Below are 22547 nucleotides of genomic sequence, written 5' to 3' on the forward strand. Positions count from 1 at the left end.
CCCCTTCTCCATAATTTTTCGTTTTCTAAATTACTACTTGCAGTTAAAAATAACATTGTACAACAAACGGCATCAATAAATTTAATACCTAGAATTTTATCAATCGTTTGATAAGTAATTTTGTAGATAGGTAACCCACTCTATCAAACACACACAAAACATGACAGAAATGAGTACCTATTTTTTAACTACATCGATTTTTTCTTATCAGACGTTTAAATCTGAAAAAGCATAGTTCTTTATATTATTATAGCAGATGTCTTGCACTAAACCACCTACCCAGTTCATATCGTTAGGAATTAGTCCTTTTTCAATATCATTACCTAATAAATTACAAAGGGTTCTTCTAAAGTATTCATGTCTTGGGAAAGATAAGAAACTTCTAGAATCTGTTAGCATCCCCACAAACCTACTTAACAACCCAATATTAGATAGTGTATTTAACTGCCATTCCATTGCTTCCTTTTGGTCTAAAAACCACCATCCAGAACCTAATTGAATTTTCCCTGGTGTAATACCATCTTGGAAATTCCCTACTAAAGCAGCCATAGCATAATTATCAGAAGGGTTTAGATTATATAAAATCGTTTTTGGCAATTGATCTTTTATATCTAAATCACTTAATATTTTTGATAATGGAATAATATGGTTTGCGTCAGAAATTGAATCAAAACCAGTATCAGGTCCAAGGTGTTTAAATTGTCTTTCTGAATTGTTACGAAGAGCGCCAACATGTAATTGCATTACCCAACCTAAACGGTGGTACTCTTTTCCCATTTCAATAAGTAAATGCTTTTTATAAGCATCTTGTTCTTTTTTAGATAAGGCAACTCCCTTCAATGCTTTTTTAAAGATAGCGGCAACCTCTTCAATCTCTTCATCTCCTGTAGGTACTTCTGATAAACTATGGTCAGACATTCTACAGCCAGATTGATTAAAGTGATTCATTCTGTCTTTTAAAACATCAATTAAATTATCGTAAGAAGTAATATCCTTTCCTCCTACTTCACTTAACTTAGCTACATAATCTAAAAATTGAGTTCCTTTTTCTATACCTAAAATAGCATCAGGTCTCCAGGTTGGACACATCACTGTATCCGTATTTTCAAGATTATTTTTTTGATGATCCACTAAAGTATCCACAGGATCATCTGTAGTTCCGACTAATTTTACATTTTGTTTCGCCAATAAACTTCTGCAACTATACTCTTTCTGTTGTAACAACTTTGAAGTCTCAGTATAAATATCTTCAGCAGTATTCGGCGATAATAATGTATCAATATTAAAATAGTTGGACAATTCTAAATGTGTCCAATGGAACAACGGGTTTCTTAATGTATGTGGTACAGTGGCGGCCCATTGAAGGAATTTTTCTTTATCAGATTTATTTCCTGTAATGTAATCTTCATTCACTCCATTCGCTCTCATTGCTCTCCACTTATAATGGTCACCTTCCAACCAAGCTTGAGCAATGTTTTGAAATTGTCTATCATTTGCTATATCCTTTGTTGATAAGTGATTGTGATAGTCAATTATCGGCATATCTTTAGCGTAATCATGAAAAAGTTGCTTTGCATACTTATTTTCAAGACTAAAATCTTCGTGTATAAATGCTTTCATGTCTAATGTGGTTCAACAAAAAAGAATACACTTTTACTCATCAGATGTTCTCCTTGGTAACTAAAGAAGGCAGTAATAGTGTTTCTATTTTTTTGTGTTGTTTACTTTTTAATATTTTGTAGAGATTTTCTAACACTTCCCTGCCTTGTCTTGCAGAGTCTTGAGTAATTAAAAAATCTATTTTTTCTGAGGTAAGTAATGCCTTATTATCTTTTAATAAATCATGACCTATAAAAACAACTTCTTTGTCTTTATACCCTTTGATTTTTTGAATAAAAGAATAAGATTCTGCTACCCTAGAGTTAGTAACATAAATGGCTTTTGGTGTTGCTTTGCCATCAAATAAAGAAGCTGGATTATCTGATTTTAAAGGGAGATCAATAATGATAAGATTTGACCTGTCTTGTCCTCTTTTTGTCAAAAAATTAACTACAGCTCTTTCTCTTTGAAAAGAAATTGGTAGACGTTCATCATGATAAGGATTAATGATCCAAATATCTTCATTTTCTCTTGTTGAAACTTCTAGTAATCGTCCTACTAATGCTCCACAAGCTTCAATATTTTGACCAATAAAATAATCAGGAGAAATCTCCGTGATATTAGAATTGATAAAAGCGAGTTTCATATCTACTTGCTCTGCTTCTCTAATCAATTCGAACGTTGCTTCTTTATATTTAGGGTGAATAATCATCCCCTCCAACTCCTTTTCTAACAGCAAATGACCATTTTTTAAATAATCTTCTTCATTGTTATAATCAAAGAGTTGGAGGTGAATGCTTAAGCCTGTATCATTCAAGAGTTCTGCAGTTTGAACTATGCCTTCCAAAGGTTTCTCCCAATAGGAGTTTGTTTTTGGATCCGGGAGTAACACTCCAATTCCTATTTTCCTGTCAATGGTTTTAGGAACTGCATAACTTAATTCAGCGGCGATTTTTAAAATGGCATCTTTCGTTTTCTGCGCTACTCTTCCTCTGTCATGAAGAGCACGATCAACTGTTCCTACCGATACACCTGCTTTTTTTGCAATCTCTTGAATTCTTATAGACTTTCTTCTATGCACAACACTTCTTTTTGTTTAGATAAAATGATTCCATGCATCAGTCCTCTTAATTCAGCCAAACCTCTCAATCTACCAATACCAGAATAACCTGGGTTAGTCTTTTTCACCAAATCATCTAACATTTTGTGTCCATGATCTGGTCTCATTGGCATTCTCACTTCTCCTTTCCCTTCCTCAATTCTTCTAGATTGTTCTTCTAAAAGTGCTTTCATCACTCCAAACATATTTACGTCTCCCTCTAAGTGGTTGGCTTCGTAAAAGTTACCGATTGCATCTCTTTTCGTACTCCTAAGATGGATAAAATTGATTCTATCAGCAAATTGTTTGACCATTTCTACCAAATCATTATCAGATCTCACACCAAATGAACCTGTACAGAAAGTAAGACCATTATGTAATGATGGGACTTGTTCAAAAAGCCAAGCTACATCATCTGCTGTGCTTACTACTCTTGGTAAACCTAAAATTTGATAAGGAGGATCATCAGGGTGTATAGTTAAATACACATTTTGATCTTCAGCCACAGGAACGATTTCCAATAAGAAATCTCTTAAGTTTTCTCTTAATTTCTGTGCATCAATGTCTTTATAACTATCCAATACCGATTGGAATTGTTCTAACGTATATCCTTCTTCAGCACCCGGAAGACCTGCAATTATATTCTTAACTAATTCTGCCTTCTTTTCATCTGACATTTTAGAAAAAATCTCTTTTGCTTTCGCTTGCTCTTCTTCAGTGTAATCTTCTTTTGCTCCCGGTCTTTTTAATAGAAACAATTCAAAAGCAGCAAATTCATAAACATCGAATCGAAGTGCTTCAGAACCGTCTTCTACTTTAAAAGATAGATCTGTTCTTGTCCAATCTAATACAGGCATAAAGTTATAACAAACTGTATCGATACCACACTCAGATAAGTTTCTGATAGATTGTTTATAATTCTCGATATATAATTTGTAATCGCCTGATTGCTTTTTGATGTCTTCATGAACAGGAACACTTTCTACCACAGACCATGTCAATCCTACTTCTTCAATTACCTGCTTTCTTTTATTGATTTCCTCAACAGTCCATACTTCGCCATTGGGAATGTGATGCAAGGCAGATACAATACCTGTTGCACCTGCTTGCTTAATATCTAAAAGAGATACTGGGTCGTTTGGCCCATACCATCTCCATGTTTGTTCTAATCCTAAATTTTTCATTATACTCCACTATATGCGTTAAAACCACCATCGATAGGAATACAAATTCCTGTAACAAAAGAAGAAACATCAGAACATAAATAAAGAACTGCTCCTTGAATATCTTCTGGCTCTCCAAATTTTGCCATTGGAGTACCGTTCACAATTTTTTGTCCTCTTTCTGTAAAAGAACCATCTTTATTGGTGACTAAAAATCTATTTTGATCTGTAATAAAGAAACCTGGAGCTATTGCATTCACTCTAATTTCTTGTGGTGCCATATGCATCGCTAACCACTCTGTGAAATTATTGATTGACGCTTTTGCCGCTGAGTAAGCAGGTATTTTAGTTAAAGGTTTAAAAGCATTCATTGATGATATATTCAATACCACTCCTTTATTTCCTTCTCCTACCATATCTTTAGTGAAAACCATTGAAGGTAGAAGTGTTCCTTTAAAATTAAGATCAAACACAAAGTCAAAACCTTCTAGATCTAAATCAAAGAAAGTACCCTCATCTTCTGCATCAAACATTTGCTCTACTTTGGTAGTAGCTTTTGGATGATTACCTCCTGCTCCGTTAACCAAGATGTCTATTTGTCCTAGTTCTTGATTGATCTTTTCTTTAGCATCAATTAAAGATTGCTTATTCAATACATTTGCTGCTACGCCAAGGTTTTGATTACCAAACTCCTTTGTTAATGACAATGCTGTATCCTTTGCTTTTTCTTGATCAAGATCTAGTATGGCTATTTTTGCACCATGTGTTGCAAATGCCTTACAAATACTAAGTCCTAATACTCCTGCTCCTCCTGTAACAACAGTTACTTTATCTTTTAAATCAGAAAATGTTAGCCCAGTCATCATTATGTGTTATTAATTATTATTAAATCATGTATTACATCATAAATGTACATGATTATGATTATTAAATGCAAATATATACTACCTAAATTACTTATTTTTATCAAAAAATGTTGTTTTACACGCAAATCTATCCATTAAGGATTATAGAAAACAATTATTAGCACAAAAAAAAACCCCAAAAAAGCAATAAGCCTTTTTGCGGTCCGAATTTGTTTGTTAACTGTCCTATAATAACTGTCCTAAATTATAATGAAATGATTGTCTGTAGTTTAGTTGTTAAAAACTATTATTGGATTTACACTTCTAAATCAATTAATGAATGAATAAAACTTAAATTTTTTGAAAAACTTCTGTCTAATAACGTGTAACTTTTTTCATCTTAATGATGTATTACACTACAAATATATGCTATTAAGTACCACAAAAACAAAATTTATGTAAATATTTTTTAATAAAATGATGTATTACACGCTTTTTATGTGAAATAAATGAATAAATTAACACAAAAAGACCTCAAATATGACCAAATGGGTCTTATTTGAGATCTAATGTATCTACAAATAAAATGGATGATACATCACTGCCATTCCACATTATATTCGATGAACTCGGGTATTATTGTTCTACTGTATTGTTTTCCAGTTTCACTTCAATATAAGTTCCTTTAAAATTTTGATTTAAAACACCTAATTGAAGCTTTTGGGCTGATGCATGTGGCTGTACTTCTATGACCGCTTTTCCATTGGCCATTTTAATGGATGCACTTCCATTTGGAGTACCTTGATTTTGTATCAGTTCTCCTCCATTCAAGCATTGAAAATAGACCCTTTCTTCATAATCTAAACACCTTCTACCTTCTTTATCTCTTGTTACGGCGATTAATAAATAACGACCATTTTCCATAAGTTGAGTGCTAAGTTGTATTTCATAAGGTGTCCCAGCTTTTTCAAAACTATAATTTACCACCATAGAATCTCTGGAAACTTCTACCTCATTCTCGTCGTAACCTATACAGAAAAGCTTATTTTCTCCTTCTTCAAACTGTATATCCCAATTTAAACCACACGCAGGAAACTCCTTTATGTTACGCTGTTTAATTCCTTGGCTCTTACCGTTATGGAAGAATTCTACTTTTGCATTATTACTGTAAACACATACATTTCTTGGTCGCCCCTTTTTACCCGATCGTTCTGTCCAAGTATGGGACTCTATATAAGAAAATGGTTCATCTGACCAATAACTTTTAAATACATAAAATGCATCTTTGGGGTTACCTGCTCTATCCAATAGTCCTTTTTGATTCATATAAGGGATATCATTTTCTGGACGTAAAGGGGTACCAAAATCTTTAAATGCCCACTGTGCATTTCCCACAAAGTCGGGATGTGTTTCACTTACACTCAAATACCAATCAAAAAGATCTACGATGTAGTTTTCACTCCAATCACCTATTTTAGAGATACTTTTCACTTCTATTTGATTGACTTCTTCTTCCCAATGGTCAGCTTGTATCACTCCTTCACCAGTAATTGGATTTTCTGTGTGTCTGCCTAAATGACTAGACCCTCCATATTCCATATGGAAAAAGTGATTATAATCTTGGATTGACTTATCCACTACCGTCTTATAATTTGTGTAAGCACCACTGTACCAGCCAGACCATATTGATGGACTAAAAACATCAACAATCTTGGCTCCATCATAATACTTTCTGATGGCTGTTTTACGAGTAGGATCTAATGTATGCGACAAATCATTCATTTCTGTTAAGAATGCATTCATTTTATTCACATCATCTCCCCCTTCAAAATCAGGTAGCCAATAGATTTCATTACCCAAAGACCAAATGATAATACTAGGATGATTATAATTTTGATCAATCATCTCTTTCAGCATTTGCTTGGTATTGGCTTTCCATGTTTCATCTCCGACACCACCTCTACACCAAGGCACTTCATCCCACACTAGAATACCTAATTCATCACAAGCTTTATATATTTCTGGATCTTGAGGGTAATGGGCTAATCTCACAAAGTTGGCTCCCATGCTTTTAATCATTTCCATGTCTTTTCGGTGGAGTGCATTACTCATAGCTGCACCTACGCCAGCATGTTCCTCATGTCTGTGAGTACCTCTTAATAATAATCGTTCTCCATTTAAATAAAATGGGCCATTCTTTTTAAATTCAAACCATCTCACCCCAAATGATGTAGATAATTGATCACTGGTATCTTTTTTATCATGTAATACCACATTTACAGAATAGAGATGAGGGGATGATGTACTCCACAAAGTAGGATCAGTCAATACCAATTGCTCTTTGATATTATTGTCTGCTTTCGTTTTTACGGTCGCGACAATATTCCCTTTCGGGTCTTTTACTGAAATACGAATTGAGGTTTTGTGTTGTAGTACACCATCTAGTTGAACAGAAAGGTCTATTACTGCTTTTTTATGAGATACTTCTCCAAGAGTGACCTTTACATCTTCCACATATACTGGGCTTACCGTTTTTAGCCATACATCTCTAGTAATGCCTCCGTAGATAAAAAAATCTGATTTTTGAGAAGGGATGATTTGAGGATTATAACTGTTATCGACTTTGACTAAAATTTCATTATCTCCTTCAGTAAGGAATTCTGTCATTTCAATTTCAAAACCTATGTAACCACCAATATGTTGCCCTGCCTTTTTTCCATTGACAAATACTTCAGTAGTTATATTTGATCCTTCAAAATAAATAAACCTCCTTTGATTATCTAGTTTATCAAAATGCAATACTTTTTTATACCAACTTAAAGACCTTCTATAACCTGGTACAGCATCTATCACATCTTTATCATTCCAAGTATGAGGAAGATGAATAGATTCCCAAGAACCAGATGAAGACACTTCTTTCACATCTTCAATAGGTTGCTCTAAATAATACCACCCTTTGTTTATATTTTTTATCTCTCTGGCATTCGTAATTGTTGTACACATTAGTGTAAAAACCATAAGAACCAGTACATACACTTTCTCCATCCTCTTCACTTTTTACATGTTTATTTCCAATGATTTTCTTCTTTTTATCGCTTCTAGAAAATAGTAATCTGCATAAGCTATTGATGTATCAATCTCATCATTTTTGGGCCAATCCCCTGTACTATGATCTAAAATAAATGGTGCATCAATGTTATTTAATACATACTGTTCATTCCCTAAAGAAGTGAGAATCTCATCTGCATAAATGAGGTAAGCATCTTCATTAGTATAAGTATAGAGTTCGTATAAAGCAGATGCATATATTGAAGCCGATGAAACATCTCTAAAAGCATTTGGAATTTTAGGTGCATGCATATCCCAATAAGGCACCTTATCTTCAGGCATATTAGGTTGATTCATAATGAAACTAGCTATTTTCTGTGCGTGTTTTAGGAAACGCTCATCTTTTGTATAGCGATAACACATTGTAAATCCATACAAACCCCAACCTTGTCCTCTAGACCAAACTGAATTGACATTTAAACCTTGATGGGTCAAAAAGTTTTCTACTTCACCAGTTTTAGGATTGTAGTCTAAAACATGATAACAACTGTTGTCTTCTCTGTAATGATTTTGCATGGTATTCTCTGCATGAGAAACTGCAATATCATGGAATGAAGAGTCGCCAGAAATTAAAGAGGCTTCAAATAGTAACTCTAAGTTCATCATATTATCAATAATCACAGGATAGGTCCATCGGTCTTGACCGAAATCCCATGATTTAATACAACCTACTTCTGGGTTAAATCGAGTACTTAAAGTTTTAGCACTTTGTAGAAGTACTTCCTCCAAATGTTTGTTTTTAGAGACTTTATATGCTTCTCCAATACTACAAAACACTTTAAAACCCATATCATGAGTACCTGCATTCCATTGTTCTTTCTCTACATAAGGCAACCATAAATTGGCCTGATCTAGAAAAATGGAATCCCCAGTGATATGAAACATCTGAATTAGAGAACCTGGGTAGAAACCACACGTCCAATCTTTTGAGGGTCTTTTTCTGGTCACCCCGTCTTTCTCGAGGCTACGAGGGAAACTAACGGAATCTACCTTGTATTTGAGCATGTTAGGAACTCGAGCATCAACGCTCGAGTTCCAAATTTCATAATGCTCATTTGCTTTTGCTGTATCCCCTCCGGTATTATTTCCGTTACTTGCTGCACATCCAAACAGCACAATTCCTATTAAGCATTTAAAATAATTCATAAATCTAGTAACCTTGATTTTGAGAAATATTTGGCATTCTATCTACATCTTGTTGATACTTTGGCATCAAGTAATCTTTCGAAGGATCAAATGCTTGTTGCTCCAATCCATTTGCCCCAAAAGCTTCTGGGCCTAATTGAAGACGCTTGATATCATACCATCTACCAAATTCAAATGCCAGCTCTAATCTTCTTTCTTCTAAAACTGCTGTTCTAAAATCATCTTGAGACAATCCACCAGAAATATTCACTGGATAAGCACTGTCGTTAGATCCATCTGTATCTAATTCTCTTCTTGCTCTTTCACGTACAGTATTAATATAACCTTGTGCTTCAGCCGTTGGACCGCTAGTTTCGTTTAACGCCTCTGCCGCAATTAATAATACTTCTGCATATCTCATGACTGGATAATCAATTTCAGAATCTCTACCATTTCTACCTGCAGGAGTACCTGCTTCTCCACTCGCCCTAAAGTATTTCGCTATATAAGGTCTAGCTACATTTCTTGTATCTGCTGTTGGGAAATCCGTAAAAGGTATCATTTCACCTTTAAACATTATTGTAGTATCAAAACTTACAGAACGACGATAATCTTTTTCATCCCAAGTCTCAAATACTTTTAGAGACGGCACTGCAACACTCCATCCATCATTAAAGCTAAAACGCTCATCTTTTCTAGGACCAGTAACCGGTGCCATAAAATCTGTAGCTGCATTTCCACCTCCTAAAGAGCTAGGAACACCTGCACCATCACCCCCTTTAGAATCAATCTCAAACAATACTTCATTAGAAGCACCTGCAATTGACGGATCAAAAAGAGCAGCAAAATCTCCTTCCAAATTGTAGTTAAATGTACCGCTATTATCAATCACATATTTTGCTTCTTGATAGGCCTTTTCATATTCTCCTACAGTTAAATACACAGAAGCTAAAAAGCCTGCTGCTGTACCTTTACCAGGACGAGATCTCATGCTTGGCTGATCGGGCAACCATTGTTTAGCAAACTCAAGGTCTTCGATAATACCTGCATAAACCACCTCTTCAGGAACCTCTTGCATATTGTAAGCATCATCCGGATTAGTAATACCTTCGTCCACATAAGGTAGAGCACCAAATAATCTCACAAAATTGTAATAGATAAATGCTCTTAAAAAGTAGGCCTCAGCTACAACCTCATTGACTTTTTCTTCATCTCCGTTCACAATCTTTGCCCCTTCAATAGCTACATTTACTGCACCAATAATCTCATGACCTTTTGGCCAAAAAGCCGAAACCATACCATTATTTGCGCTCATACTCATTTGGTCTACTTCTATTCTTCTACTCGAAGTACCCATATCACCAATGGTAGCCATATCACCTCTTAACAATAATGTTAATGGTAATTTTCTTCCCCAAAATGCCTCATGTCCTAATAGTGAATAGCCACCATTTACACTCAACATCAAATCAGATGGTGTATTAAATAATTCCCCAGGAGATAGTACACCTACTGGTTTTTCTTCTAGATTATCACAAGAGTAATTCATCATTACACCTAAGGATAATAAGATGATATATATAAATTTATTTTTCATTTTATTATTGATTAGTAGTGAATTAAAGACCGATATTGATACCAAAAGTGTATCCTTTTACATTAGGATAACTACCATAGTCTGCTCCTAAATTTCTATTCGAGTTCGAACCGCTTCCGTAACCTACTTCAGGGTCTAAACCAGGGTAATCTGTAAATGTTAGTAAGTTTTGAGCACTAGCATAAACACGTAATGATCTAAGCTTGATTTTCTTGATCGCAGTTTTTGGGAAAGTATACCCTAAAGCAACGTTCTTTAATCTGATAAAGCTTGCATCATAAATAAATCGATCAGACATTCTGTAAGGTCTAGCGGTATTAGCTCTTGGAATATCCGTGTTTCTATTTTCAGGAGTCCAACGGTTTAATGCGGCAGTAGTTGAATTACCTTTACCCGACATTGTTTCTAACTCCATGTGCGTGTAACTCACCATATCTTGTCCGTGAGCACCTTGGATATAAAGGTTTAAATCAAAGTTTTTGTATCTGAAACTGTTGTTTAAAGACCAAGTAAAATCAGGGTTAGGATCACCAATGATTTCTCTGTCATCTGCATTTAATTCTCCATCACCATTTAAGTCTGCAAAACGCTCTCCTCCAGCTTCATTTTCAAAACCAGAACCTTCAATAAAGTTATCACCTTCTTGATATACACCTAAATATCTGTATCCGTAAAATACTCCTACAGGTTGACCTTCCACTAATAACTGAGTATCATCACCTAACAACATATGTGCAGGAGAATTACCATAGAATTCAGTAGAGTCAGGCAAAGATGTTACTTGGTTTCTGTTACGAGAGAATACAAATTCAGTATCCCATTCAAACTCACCTACTAGGTTGTTAGTACGTAACATGATTTCAAAACCTGAGTTATTTACTGAACCTACATTTTGTAATTGTCCTTTTAAACCTGCAACAGTTGGTAATTGTCTAAAGAACAATAAGTCTTCTGTGTTTTTATCGTAGTAATCGGCAGATAAAGTTACTCTACCATTCACAATCCCTACATCTACCCCAATATCCACTTGTGAAGTAGTTTCCCAAGTAAGGTCTGGAGAAGCGAAGTTACCAATCTTAAGAGCGTTCTGCCCTGGATCGATTGAATAAGTAGGATCTAAACGAGCCAATGATTGATAAGGATCGATTGCCTGATTACCAGAGATACCATAACTCGCTCTCAGTTTAAATTCAGAAAACTTATCTAGGTTTTGCATAAAGGCTTCTTGATTGATGTCCCAAGCAACGGCTGCAGACGGAAAGAATGCCCATTTTTGATTTTCTGCAAAATTAGAAGCACCATCATATCTAGCAGTTACCGTAAAAATATACTTGTTATTAAGAGTATAATTTGCTCTAGAATAGAAAGACATAATGCTTGATTCCGTCAGTGCTGAAGAAGGTGTATTGGGTGTACCTCCTTGCTGAAGTGCCCAAAAACTACCCGAATTTGAAATCATATTTTGAGAAGATACTGAAGAAAATTCTTCCGATTCTTTTTGATATGAGAAACCATTCACCCAATTTAAACGATGCTTATCCGTTTCTTTTTTAATAGTGAAATAGTTCTCAGTTAATACTGATGAATTCTTTCTATTCTGTATACCAGCTAATCCGTTGGCGTTTTCACCTTTGATTAAGGTAGTAGGCCAGAATTCTCCTTCTCTAGAGTTAGTTACTCCTAAACCTAATGTTGTTTTAAAATTTAACCAATGAGCAAATTTAAAATCCAAGTAAGTATTTGATTGTAAACGATCGGTTACTTTCTCTCTAGTATACTCTTTAGTCATGGCTACAGGGTTGTCAATTTCATCACCCACTGTAGACACTGTATAATTTCCGTTTGCATCATAAATCCCTAAATCAGGGTTAAACCTAAAAGCAGAACTAATCACACCTGCATTACCTGAACCACCAGATGTTTCTTGTGTATTTACACCATTGGTTGTTCCTCTTCTAGCATAAACACTAACACCTGCTTTTACCCAGCTCGATAGATTTACATTCACATTAGAATTAATAGAATATCTCTTAAATCCAGAGCTTTCCAAAATACCTTTTTGATCAAAATAAGTACCTGAAATGTAATATTTCACATTCTCTGAACCACCACTTACTGATACTTGAGTATTTGAAATTCCTCCTGTTTTAAAAATCTCATCCTGCCAATCTGTATTGCTTCCTTGATAATCATAATCTTGAAAATCATTCATGTAACTAGCAAACTGCTGACCGTTCAATAAGTCTAACTTATTAGACGCTTGTTGTGTAGTGTACGAAGTGTTAACATCCACCTTTACTTCACCAGATGTACCATTTTTAGTAGTAATCAAGATCACACCGTTGGCACCTCTAGATCCATAAATTGCTGTAGAAGAAGCATCCTTTAGAATTTCCATAGAGGCAATATCTTCCGCAGGAGGCATTTCACCACCTACAAAACCATCTACTACAATTAAAGGGTTACTACTAGCATTAATTGATGTCCCCCCTCTTACTTTAATGTTGAAACCTGCTCCAGGTTGTCCTCCATTTGCTGATGAAATTTGAACACCTGCTGCTCTACCTTGTAATCCTTCTACTGCAGAAGAAACCGGGTAAGCTGCTAAGTCTTCTGATTTTACAGAGGCAACAGAGCCAGATACATCACTTTTACGAACAGCTCCATAACCAACTACCACCACTTCTTCTAATGATTCTGTGTGTGTAGGTAAAGCCACATTAATAACAGTTCTACTTCCTACTGTTACTCTTTGCGATTCGTAACCAATAAAGGAAATCAATAGAATGTCTTCCGCTTTGGCTTCAATAGTAAAGCTACCATCCATTTTAGTGATGACGCCATTTGTAGTTCCCTCAATAGCCACAGAAACTCCAGGTAAACCCATTTTATCATCTTCTGCAGTAATAGTACCGGTGATAAATTTCACCTCAGAAGATGTTTGTGCTTGGGCGTTTAAACACAAAAAGAAAAAAATAGCATAGGCCAAATAGCGAACCTTTGAAAGTCGATTTTTCAATCTCATAATATTTAGTTTATAAATTCAATAAGTTTACTGAATTATCAAGCTTATTTATTGAAGAGTAATAGTTATTCATTTCATACTAAAACGACATAATGAAATGTCGATATAACACTTGATAATTTTTAGGCAAGTAAGGCGGTGATAAGTTTAAAATTGTTCAAAAAAAGGGATAAAATAGTACAAAATAGCGTCTTAATGGTCTATATCGATGTTTTCTCTAAATTTTTTACTGTAAACCGAAGGAGTACAGCCATGGTATTTTTTGAAAGATTTAGAAAAATACTTCGGATCTTTAAAACCTACTTTATAACAAACCTGTGAAATATTGATTTTATTCAGTTCTATTAATTGCGCTGCTTGCTTCATACGCATAGCCAATATAAATTCATTCGGTGTTAAGCCTGTCCATTTCTTTATTTTGGTAAACAACATGGTTCTTCCTAACCCAAGATCTTCGGCATATTGCTCTACATTAAAAAACTGATTCCCTATATTTTCATTCATTATTTCAATGGCCTTTTCCAGCAACTCTTCATCTACAGAAGAGATCGTCATTTCACTTGGCCTGACAAGACCTTCGTCTTTAAATTTATTCTTTAAGCTGTCAACAAATTTCAAAAGGTTTCTTACTTTCAATTTTAGTTCTGCAATACTAACGGGTTTACTCATGTAATCATCCGCTCCCATTTCTAACCCTTCATATTTAAATTGATCAGCAGTTCTTGCAGTTAATAGTATTACAGGAATGTGACTTGTATGAATATCCGTTTTCACTTGCTTACAAAAAGTAATTCCATCCATAACAGGCATCATCACATCACTTATAATTAAATCTGGATGATGATCCAATGTTTTTTTCAAGCCTACTTCTCCATTTTCAGCTTCTATTACATTATACTCTTCCAACAAAAGTTCTACAATAAAATCTCTTACCTGTGTATTGTCTTCTACCACCAAAACTGTAGACTTATCCTTATCATTCACAAGTTGTTTCAATTTCACTTCAGTACCTTTTTGTGCTATCCCCTCTTGATTTTTATTTTCGAAGGCATAAGAAGATGTATTTTTAAAAGTGATATTTTGATCTTGTAGATGGTCTATTCCTTTATGTAAAACTATGGCAAAGCTACTTCCTTTATCTTCTTCACTTGTTACTGTAAGTTCGCCTTGGTGTAACTCGACAATACTCTTAGAAATCGCTAAACCCAATCCTGTTCCATAATTTTGTTGGTTCTTCCTTAATTCTTCGGAAACCTGATAAAAGCGTTCGAAAATTTTTGTTTTATATTCATTCGGAATACCTTTCCCTGTATCTTCTACTACGATAAATACTTTTTCCTGATGTTCTGTTATACTAAATGATACTTTCCCTTTTGATGGAGTATACTTAAAAGCATTTGACAACAAATTGTAAAAAACTCTTTCTAATTTATGAGGATCAAAATATAAATCAATGTGCTCTTTATCACACTTAAACTCATAGTCATACCCCCCTTCAGAGGCTAATGATTGAAAGGACTGAAATATGGTTTTTGAAAATTGTACTAAATCATCTTCCACCACTTCCAAAACTAATTTATCATTCTCCATCTTTCTAAAATCCATCAACTGATTAATTAATTTCATTAACTGTTGGGTATTACTTTGAATGATAGAGAGTCTTTTAAATACGGTGTTACTTCCTTTGTATTCAGCAATCACTTGCTCCAAAGTGCCTAATATTAAAGTAAGAGGCGTTCTGAATTCATGAGAAATATTAGTAAAGAACTGTAACTTACTTCTATTGATTTCCTGTTGCTGCAAGTTTATTTTATGATTTAACTCTAATTCATACTGCAAGCTCGTTTGCCTTTTCATCACAAGATAAATCCCTAATGAAATGATTACTAGCAAAATAACATACAAAATGATAGCCCACATAGAAAACCAAGGAGCTGGATGTACTTTAATTTTTAAAACTTTTAATTGGGTACTCTCCACCCCGTCGCTGTTCACTCCTTTTATTTGGAATTCATAATTTCCTGCTTGTTGAATCGTAAAATTAGCTTTCGAATTCCCTGTCTGTTTCCACTGGTTATCCAATCCTTTAATACGATAAATGAATTTATTTTTCTCTGAGTTGATATAATTAGTAAAAGCAAAATCTAAAGTGAAATTCGATTGATCATGCGCTAATTCTATTTGTTTCGTTTCTCCAATGGCTTGATTTAGAATTTGGGTGGAATCGTTCGGCAAAATCATTTGATTGTTCACCCAAATATTCATCAACTGAACTTCGGGAGCGTAATCATTTTCTAAAATTGACTTGGGGTTAAATGTGGTGATTCCGTTTGGACCTCCAAAATACATTAAACCGTCACTCCCCAATTTCGAGGCTTTATTATTGAATCCTTTCGAGATTAATCCGTCAGATTCTTGGTATATTTTCTTTTGATTGGTTAAGGGGTCATATCGCATAATTCCGTTATTGGAACTGATCCAAAGTATTCCTTTTTCATCTTCTTCAATGGCATGAATGTATTGACTAGAAGAGGATAATTCAGAAAATAAATCAATTTCATGAAAACGATCGTTTGATAACTTTTGAAGGCCATACACCCTGGTTCCTACATAAATATCTCCACTTCCGCTTTGGAATATCTCAATTATATCCGCACTAATTCCTTTCTTTGCATCAAAAAAATATTGTTTGGTTTGCAGTACTTGATTTGTCTTTTTATCAAGTGCTAAATAGGTCAATCCATTTTGAGTACCCAACCACAGATTCTTATCTTTATCAAGCAGCATTGTTCGAATCATTTCATCAGACAATTGGCTGTTTTTAGGAGTAAATACTTGTTCTACTTTATTCTTTGAGCGATTGTAAAGGTTGAGTCCTCCACCAAAAGTAGCAATCCAAAATCGATCTTTATCCCATTGAATAACATCATATACTGCATTATGACTTAAACCATTTTTATCATTGATAAAATGAGTAAATCTAGATTTTTTGACATCAAAAATTGAAATCCCTTGATCTAAAGTACACACCCAAAGTTCATCTCTAATTGTATCTACTTTTAAACTTTTAGTAATATCACTTTTTAATGAAGAAGTCTGAGTATTATAGGTAGTGAATTGATCTTTCTGCTTATCCCATATAATGATTCCTCCACCTTCCGTACCAAAATATAATTTCCCTTTCAATTCTTCTATAGAACTGATAACGTTATGAGTAAATCTATTATTTGTGGTTTTTTGATTAATGAAACTAAAATTAAAATTACCCTCATTCCAAATATTCACCCCTCCATAATAAGTACCAATCCATATTGTACCATCTTTAGAACACAATAAACTTTTTACCTTATTTCCAGAGAGGGCATTAGTGTTATAAAAAGAAGAGTAAGAGGTGATTAATTCTCCTGAAGGTTCCAAAATATCGAGACCATTATAAGTGCCTACCCAAAGTCTATCATGTTGGTCAAATGCCAATGCACGAACATTATTATTCGAAAAAGTACTATTCTCTTTTTTATAATGACGCAATGTTTTGTAGTTACTGCCGATCTTAATAAGTCCATCACCGAGGGTACCCACCCATATATTATGGTCTTTATCTTCCAAGATTTCTTGTACGTAAACTTCCTTCCCATTCAGTAATTCCACTTGCTCAAAAGTATACCCATTTTGGATAGGACGCATGATACAAAGTCCTTTAGCTGTACCCACCCAAATTTTCTGTTGTGCATCAACAAATACTTTAAAAATATGATTATCAGGAATAGAATGAAGGTCATTGTCTCTGTGAAAGAATTTAGAAAATTTACCGGTTTTTACATCTAGCACATTCAGACCATCCCTAGTTCCAACCAATATATTACCATTCGGTAAAGTAGTGACTGAACGCACGGTATTGTTCGAAATATTATCTGAATCTGAAGTACCCGATAAATACCTTGTAAACTTTTTCTGATGAATATTATAGTAGTTTAAACCATAATAAGTACCAATCCATAACCCATGTTGTGGGTCTAGTGCTAAATCCAAAATATCACTATTCGATAAGGAATTAGAGTCTTTCGGATCATTTCTAAAAATCTCTATTTTTTTTCCATCATAACGGTTTAATCCATCTCTAGTTCCTATCCAAATCATTCCTTGATTGTCTTCAATTAAGGTGATGGCGTTACTTTGAGATAACCCGTGTTTAGTATTTAAATATTTATATTGTAGTCGATCTGGTAATGATTCTGCAGCTACTGATGCGATAAAGTAGTAACATACAAATAATACAATTCTCCAATTTTTCATAATATTCCTTTCATTTCAAAAAATGATGAGAGCTAGATGCTAGTAGCACATAAATGCTAAATGAATGTAACAAACCGTATTCGTTGATAAGAATAAATGGACAAGACAGAGTTTATTCTTATATACGTACTGTTTTTATAGAATTTGAAAGTGAGAAAATAGCCCCTATATAGTCATCATAAATGCATTATTAAAAAAAAATCAATTCGTTAGTATTCAATAATATAATGCATTAGTCAATCGTTGATTTCATCATTAAATTAACAATGTTTACAATTAAAAAAAAGTTATTGGTAGTCTATTTACAAATAACAAACGATACACATTCAATTCTTTTCATTTTTTCAATAAATCATTGTCTATCTATTCATCACAAGGACAAGTATTGAGAACACGTTTTAAAAATTTTCCCACCTCTTATATTTACTCATAAGAGGTGGGAAATAGCCATTCATTTTTGATAAAAATAATTACTGGCCCATCTTCATTATTGTTTGATCAGTTTGGTGGTCTGATTTCCTGATTTTACAATATAAAAACCAGGGGCTAGACTTGAAATATCAATTGTTTGTTCTACTGAACTCAACACCATACTTCCTTGAAGATTTAAAATATATACCTTTTCATCAGCTCCAGAAACCTTTAAAGTAGATGTGCTATTTGGATTTGGGTACACCGTAAAAGGAGTTGCTGTCATTAAATCATCTTCAATTACAATAGACTGATTATGAAGCCTTACATTACTTTGTCCTCCATTAATCAAAATAGTTGCAGCGTTATTTCCTGACTCTTTACTTCTATATCTTATATCGTCCTCAGATGCTCCTGTAATCACTAATGTCAAATCTCCTCCTGCATTCGATTTTACTAGATTAGTGATATCAATGTAGAAAAATTGGTCGTCATCATCAATATACCAATTGGCAATTGATCCTCCATAAGAAGGTTTATTCTCCCAAGTAAGAGCTGTTTCTGACCAAGAATTGGAGTTGGCTACATGTAAATTATTATTCACTCTTTTGCCTGAATAAGGAAACAAACTAAGTTGCGCTGAATTAACATTTCCTGAAGAAATACCCGATAGGTCAAATTTTAAATAACATTCTTGGCTGTCGTTATTTAAATTAACTGTTCTAATAGAAGTAGACGTCCCATAATTTCTGGTGGGCTTATCTTCTCTAACATATGAATCGGCTGCAACATTAATTGTCGTTCCTCCAGATGATGGTGTATCCCCTTCTTGTGTGATAATAACCACTTTATTCTGACAACCGGAAACTGTTATCGTAGCATTTCTTGAAGAACTAGCCGTATTTTCGCTTACATTAATAGTAAGCGTACTACCATTTACTGCAGTAGAAATCCAAGATGGAGAAGAAGATACGGTGAAATTTTCAGTAGAAGTAACATTGATATTTTGACTTACTGCATTACTACCAAAACTTAAACTTGATTCTGAAACAGATAATGTACAAATAGAAGTAGTTCCAGATTGTGTTACTGCAATTGTTTGAGTTTCACACCCTACCACTGTTACTAATGCTGTACGTGTGGTTTCAGAAGTATTTTCTGATGCACTGATAAGTACCTCATTTCCATTTATTGTAGCTGTCAGCCATGATTGATCATCACTTACTGTAAATGTTTCCTCGGATGTGACCGTAATACTCGCACTTCCTGCAACTTCTGTAAACGATAAAGAAGTATTTCCTACCACTAAAGAACAAACTGACGATGAATCTGTAGTTTGATCAATAGTTACATAGGTATCTAAACATCCATTAATAGTAATTCTACCAGAACGATTCGACCCACTAGAGTTACTATTATAATTAACTGTAATAGTGTTTCCGCTTCTAGAAGCTGACATCCAACTTTGATCAGAACTGACTGTAAAACCTTCTTCTGTAAGAATTTCAAAGCTAAAACTACCACTGCTTCCCGTCAATTCATATCCTCTTTCAGGCGTTGCGATGTGGCAAGAACTTCCTTTTGCAGCACTACCCGTCTTAATCACTGAAGGCTCAAAATCATTAATTCTACTATTATAAAAATCTCCATCTGAAGGTATTCTAGTATTGTTCCAAGCGTATATATCTTCTGAACCATTATTGGCAACGGCTATTTCGACACCACTAGAATTCAATTCGAAGGTGTTGCCATAAATGTAGTTATCATGTGCTGTATATTGTTGGGCAACTCCCGCACCTTGTCTAGGGACAATCATAATTGAACGAGCAATTCCACTGTTCCCATCTTGGTAGAATGTATTATTTCTAATTTGGGTAAATGTACCCTTGATGTCTAAGTGGCTATCAGCAAAGTTAGCTCCTGAAATACCTGACCCTCGGATGATACAATTTTCTACAATTGTGTTTTCAGAACCTTCCTTAATCTCTACTGGTTCTGCAGAAATATTAGGACCAAAAGTACTGTTCTTTACAAGTGTATTATGGCATGCCCTTCTGTAGCGTTTCCCTTTTTCACCCGTATTATTTCCATCACCTTCCCACCAAACAGAGTTGTCAGATCCGATGTAAATACCTTCGCCAAATCCATCGTTTCGTTTTCCTACATCATGAATAAAAATATTATCAATAATACAATCATGAGAATGATCTCTGACATGAAGACCTTCTTGGCCAATATCATAAATTTCTACATTCTGTATCATAGAATTACTAGAGTTATCAAGGATAAGCCCCTTCGCTCCATTTTTGATAATTAAATCCTTGATCGCCCAATTACTTCCAGTTACATGTAGCACGTAACCATCAACATTCCAACCTGAACCGGCTAGAATAGCAGGATTAGAAGGGTTGGCACTTCTCAGAGTAATGTTACTTTGCGATCCCCTGAAGTAGGCAGTTCTAGATGCGATATCACTATCAATACCCGAATAATAGCTAAGTAAAGGGTAGTAATAGGTGGATGCCGAAGTAGTATATGTACCACTTGCTAAAACAATTTCGTCTCCAGATGCTGCATTCTTTAAAGCATCAATTAGTTGTTGAGAATTACTTACATTAATTGTTGCGGCTGAAGCTTTGGTGTGTAAAGTAAATAAGAGTGCGCACAGAAAAACTCCTGTACTTAGTTGTTTAGTAGCAAATGATGATGCCTTCTTAATGAGACATCCTAAGTTAGTTTTAAACATTGTGTTGTTAAATTTTGGTTGTAAATAATAAAACATTTCATTGCTGATTACATCAAGTCTTAAAATGAATTTTAAAACCTGAATTTTAAAAATCACCAACGACTTTTGAGTTGGAATGGAAGAGGGAATTTATTTAGTTTTTATTGTCCCTTTCCTCCTCTTACTCATCATAAAATCACACTCTCATTAAGTGTGTGATTGACATTTAAGTGACGCAAAGTAGAAAAGGAGGGATATCTGAAAGTCCAAAAAAGGGGGTAAAATCGTTCAATCGTCTTTATTACGGGTAAAATCGTACATATTATCACTCATAAAACCTTCAAATCCTCATTTATTTCAAATGATAGTAGAAAGTATGAAAAACAACAATCAGAGTATAATAATGTTCGTTATCCTATGATTAGTTTTCTTATAAGCTATTATTTATTGGGTAATACTTAGTAAAGATAATTAAGTAGTAGACTTCTTTTCTGTTGATGCTCTAATTATTAATTCACTTTTAAGTACAGCTGTTTCGGAAGCCAGAATACTTGTATCACTTTCTTGGATATAATTAATGATCTTTTTAGCAGCCAATTTTCCAATTTCTGCAGCAGGCTGATGTACAGTTGTTATAGGTGGACTTACTAATTTAGCTATAGGTTCATTACTAAACCCTGCCACTAATATATCATCCGGTACTTTGTATCCGTTTTCCTGTAAGGCAATTTGAGCACCAATTGCAGCCATATCATTCATGGCAAAAATAGCATCAAACGTTACTTTATTTTGTACCCAATTATTGATTGCATCATGGGCGTCGTCTACATCTAACTTTATTTGCTGAAGAATAAGTTTACTTTCTGTATTTAGTCCTGACTCTTTGAAGGCATCATAGATACCTTTTACTCTATTATCGTAAATACTTACCTTAGTATCACCAGCCAAAACACCAAGCTTTTGAATCCCTTGTTCTAATAAATGTAGGGTTAATTCTTTCGATGTAGTACGGTCATCCGTAATTACTTTAGTTGTTTCAATTCCTTTAATGTAACGGTCAAAAAAGAAAATAGGCACATTTCTTTTCATCGCTGTTTCTATATGATCAATCTTAGAAGTTTTAATCGCTGGAGAAATCAAAATACCATCTACCCTACTAGAAATCAGAGTATTGATGTTTTTTGCTTCTAATTCTTCAGAGTCTTTAGATTGACAAATAATGACATTATACCCCGCTTTATGTGCTTCTTCTTCAATACCACTAATCGCTGTAGAGAAAAAGTATTTAGTAATATGGGGTACTATTATACCAATAGTATTTGATTTTTGTGTTCTTAAATTGGAGGCTAGATTATTCGGTTGATAGTGCATTTCCTTGGCCTTATCCTGAACTATCTTTTTTGTTTTTGCAGATACTCTAGGATTATTGTTTAGTGCCCTCGATACTGTAGAACTATCTATCTTTAACTCTTTTGCAATGTCATGTATAGTGACCGATTTCTTATTCTCCATAATATATATATCTACCTATTAAAGTGGTTGCACTTCAAAAGTAGT

11 protein-coding genes are annotated in these 22547 nt (G+C 34.3%); all 11 read right to left on the reverse strand.

Going from position 1 to position 22547, the window contains the following annotated elements; genetic code table 11:
• Positions 1 to 207 precede the first annotated feature (207 nt).
• A complete protein-coding gene (gene uxaC, locus NH26_RS23400) occupies positions 208 to 1620 on the reverse strand; it encodes a glucuronate isomerase (protein ID WP_044217023.1) in 1413 nt (470 codons plus the stop codon).
• Between the two features lie 40 nt (positions 1621 to 1660).
• Positions 1661 to 2680, reverse strand: a complete 1020-nt coding sequence (locus tag NH26_RS23405; RefSeq protein ID WP_044217026.1) for a substrate-binding domain-containing protein — start codon at positions 2678 to 2680, stop codon at positions 1661 to 1663.
• Positions 2659 to 3882: a mannonate dehydratase gene (gene uxuA, locus NH26_RS23410; RefSeq protein ID WP_044217028.1), complete on the reverse strand. Its 1224-nt coding sequence runs from the start codon at positions 3880 to 3882 to the stop codon at positions 2659 to 2661. Before uxuA ends, NH26_RS23405 begins: the two co-directional genes overlap by 22 nt.
• Complete coding sequence (locus NH26_RS23415) at positions 3882 to 4724, reverse strand: SDR family oxidoreductase (protein WP_199880291.1); 843 nt, start codon at positions 4722 to 4724, stop codon at positions 3882 to 3884. Before NH26_RS23415 ends, uxuA begins: the two co-directional genes overlap by 1 nt.
• Positions 4725 to 5342: 618 nt before the next feature.
• Positions 5343 to 7709, reverse strand: coding sequence for a glycoside hydrolase family 2 protein (locus NH26_RS23420; RefSeq protein WP_199880292.1), 2367 nt, complete (start codon positions 7707 to 7709; stop codon positions 5343 to 5345).
• Positions 7710 to 7763: 54 nt separating this feature from the next.
• The gene (locus tag NH26_RS23425) at positions 7764 to 8960 is read right to left on the reverse strand and encodes a glycoside hydrolase family 88 protein (protein ID WP_084812356.1); all 1197 of its coding nucleotides are present in this window, start codon (positions 8958 to 8960) and stop codon (positions 7764 to 7766) included.
• Between the two features lie 4 nt (positions 8961 to 8964).
• Positions 8965 to 10536, reverse strand: a complete 1572-nt coding sequence (locus NH26_RS23430) for a RagB/SusD family nutrient uptake outer membrane protein (protein ID WP_044217033.1) — start codon at positions 10534 to 10536, stop codon at positions 8965 to 8967.
• Positions 10537 to 10558: 22 nt separating this feature from the next.
• The gene (locus tag NH26_RS23435) at positions 10559 to 13561 is read right to left on the reverse strand and encodes a SusC/RagA family TonB-linked outer membrane protein (RefSeq protein WP_052431685.1); all 3003 of its coding nucleotides are present in this window, start codon (positions 13559 to 13561) and stop codon (positions 10559 to 10561) included.
• Between the two features lie 192 nt (positions 13562 to 13753).
• Positions 13754 to 17854 (reverse strand): hybrid sensor histidine kinase/response regulator transcription factor, encoded by a 4101-nt coding sequence (locus tag NH26_RS23440; protein WP_044217035.1) that lies wholly within the window; start codon positions 17852 to 17854, stop codon positions 13754 to 13756.
• Between the two features lie 487 nt (positions 17855 to 18341).
• On the reverse strand, positions 18342 to 21011 hold the full coding sequence (locus tag NH26_RS23445; protein WP_071397282.1) for a CBM96 family carbohydrate-binding protein: 2670 nt from the start codon (positions 21009 to 21011) through the stop codon (positions 18342 to 18344).
• 450 nt (positions 21012 to 21461) lie between these two features.
• Positions 21462 to 22502, reverse strand: a complete 1041-nt coding sequence (locus tag NH26_RS23450) for a LacI family DNA-binding transcriptional regulator (RefSeq protein ID WP_044217038.1) — start codon at positions 22500 to 22502, stop codon at positions 21462 to 21464.
• Positions 22503 to 22547 lie beyond the last annotated feature (45 nt).

Origin of the sequence: Flammeovirga pacifica (genome assembly GCF_000807855.2) — a bacterium.
In the GTDB taxonomy this organism is placed as follows: domain Bacteria; phylum Bacteroidota; class Bacteroidia; order Cytophagales; family Flammeovirgaceae; genus Flammeovirga; species Flammeovirga pacifica.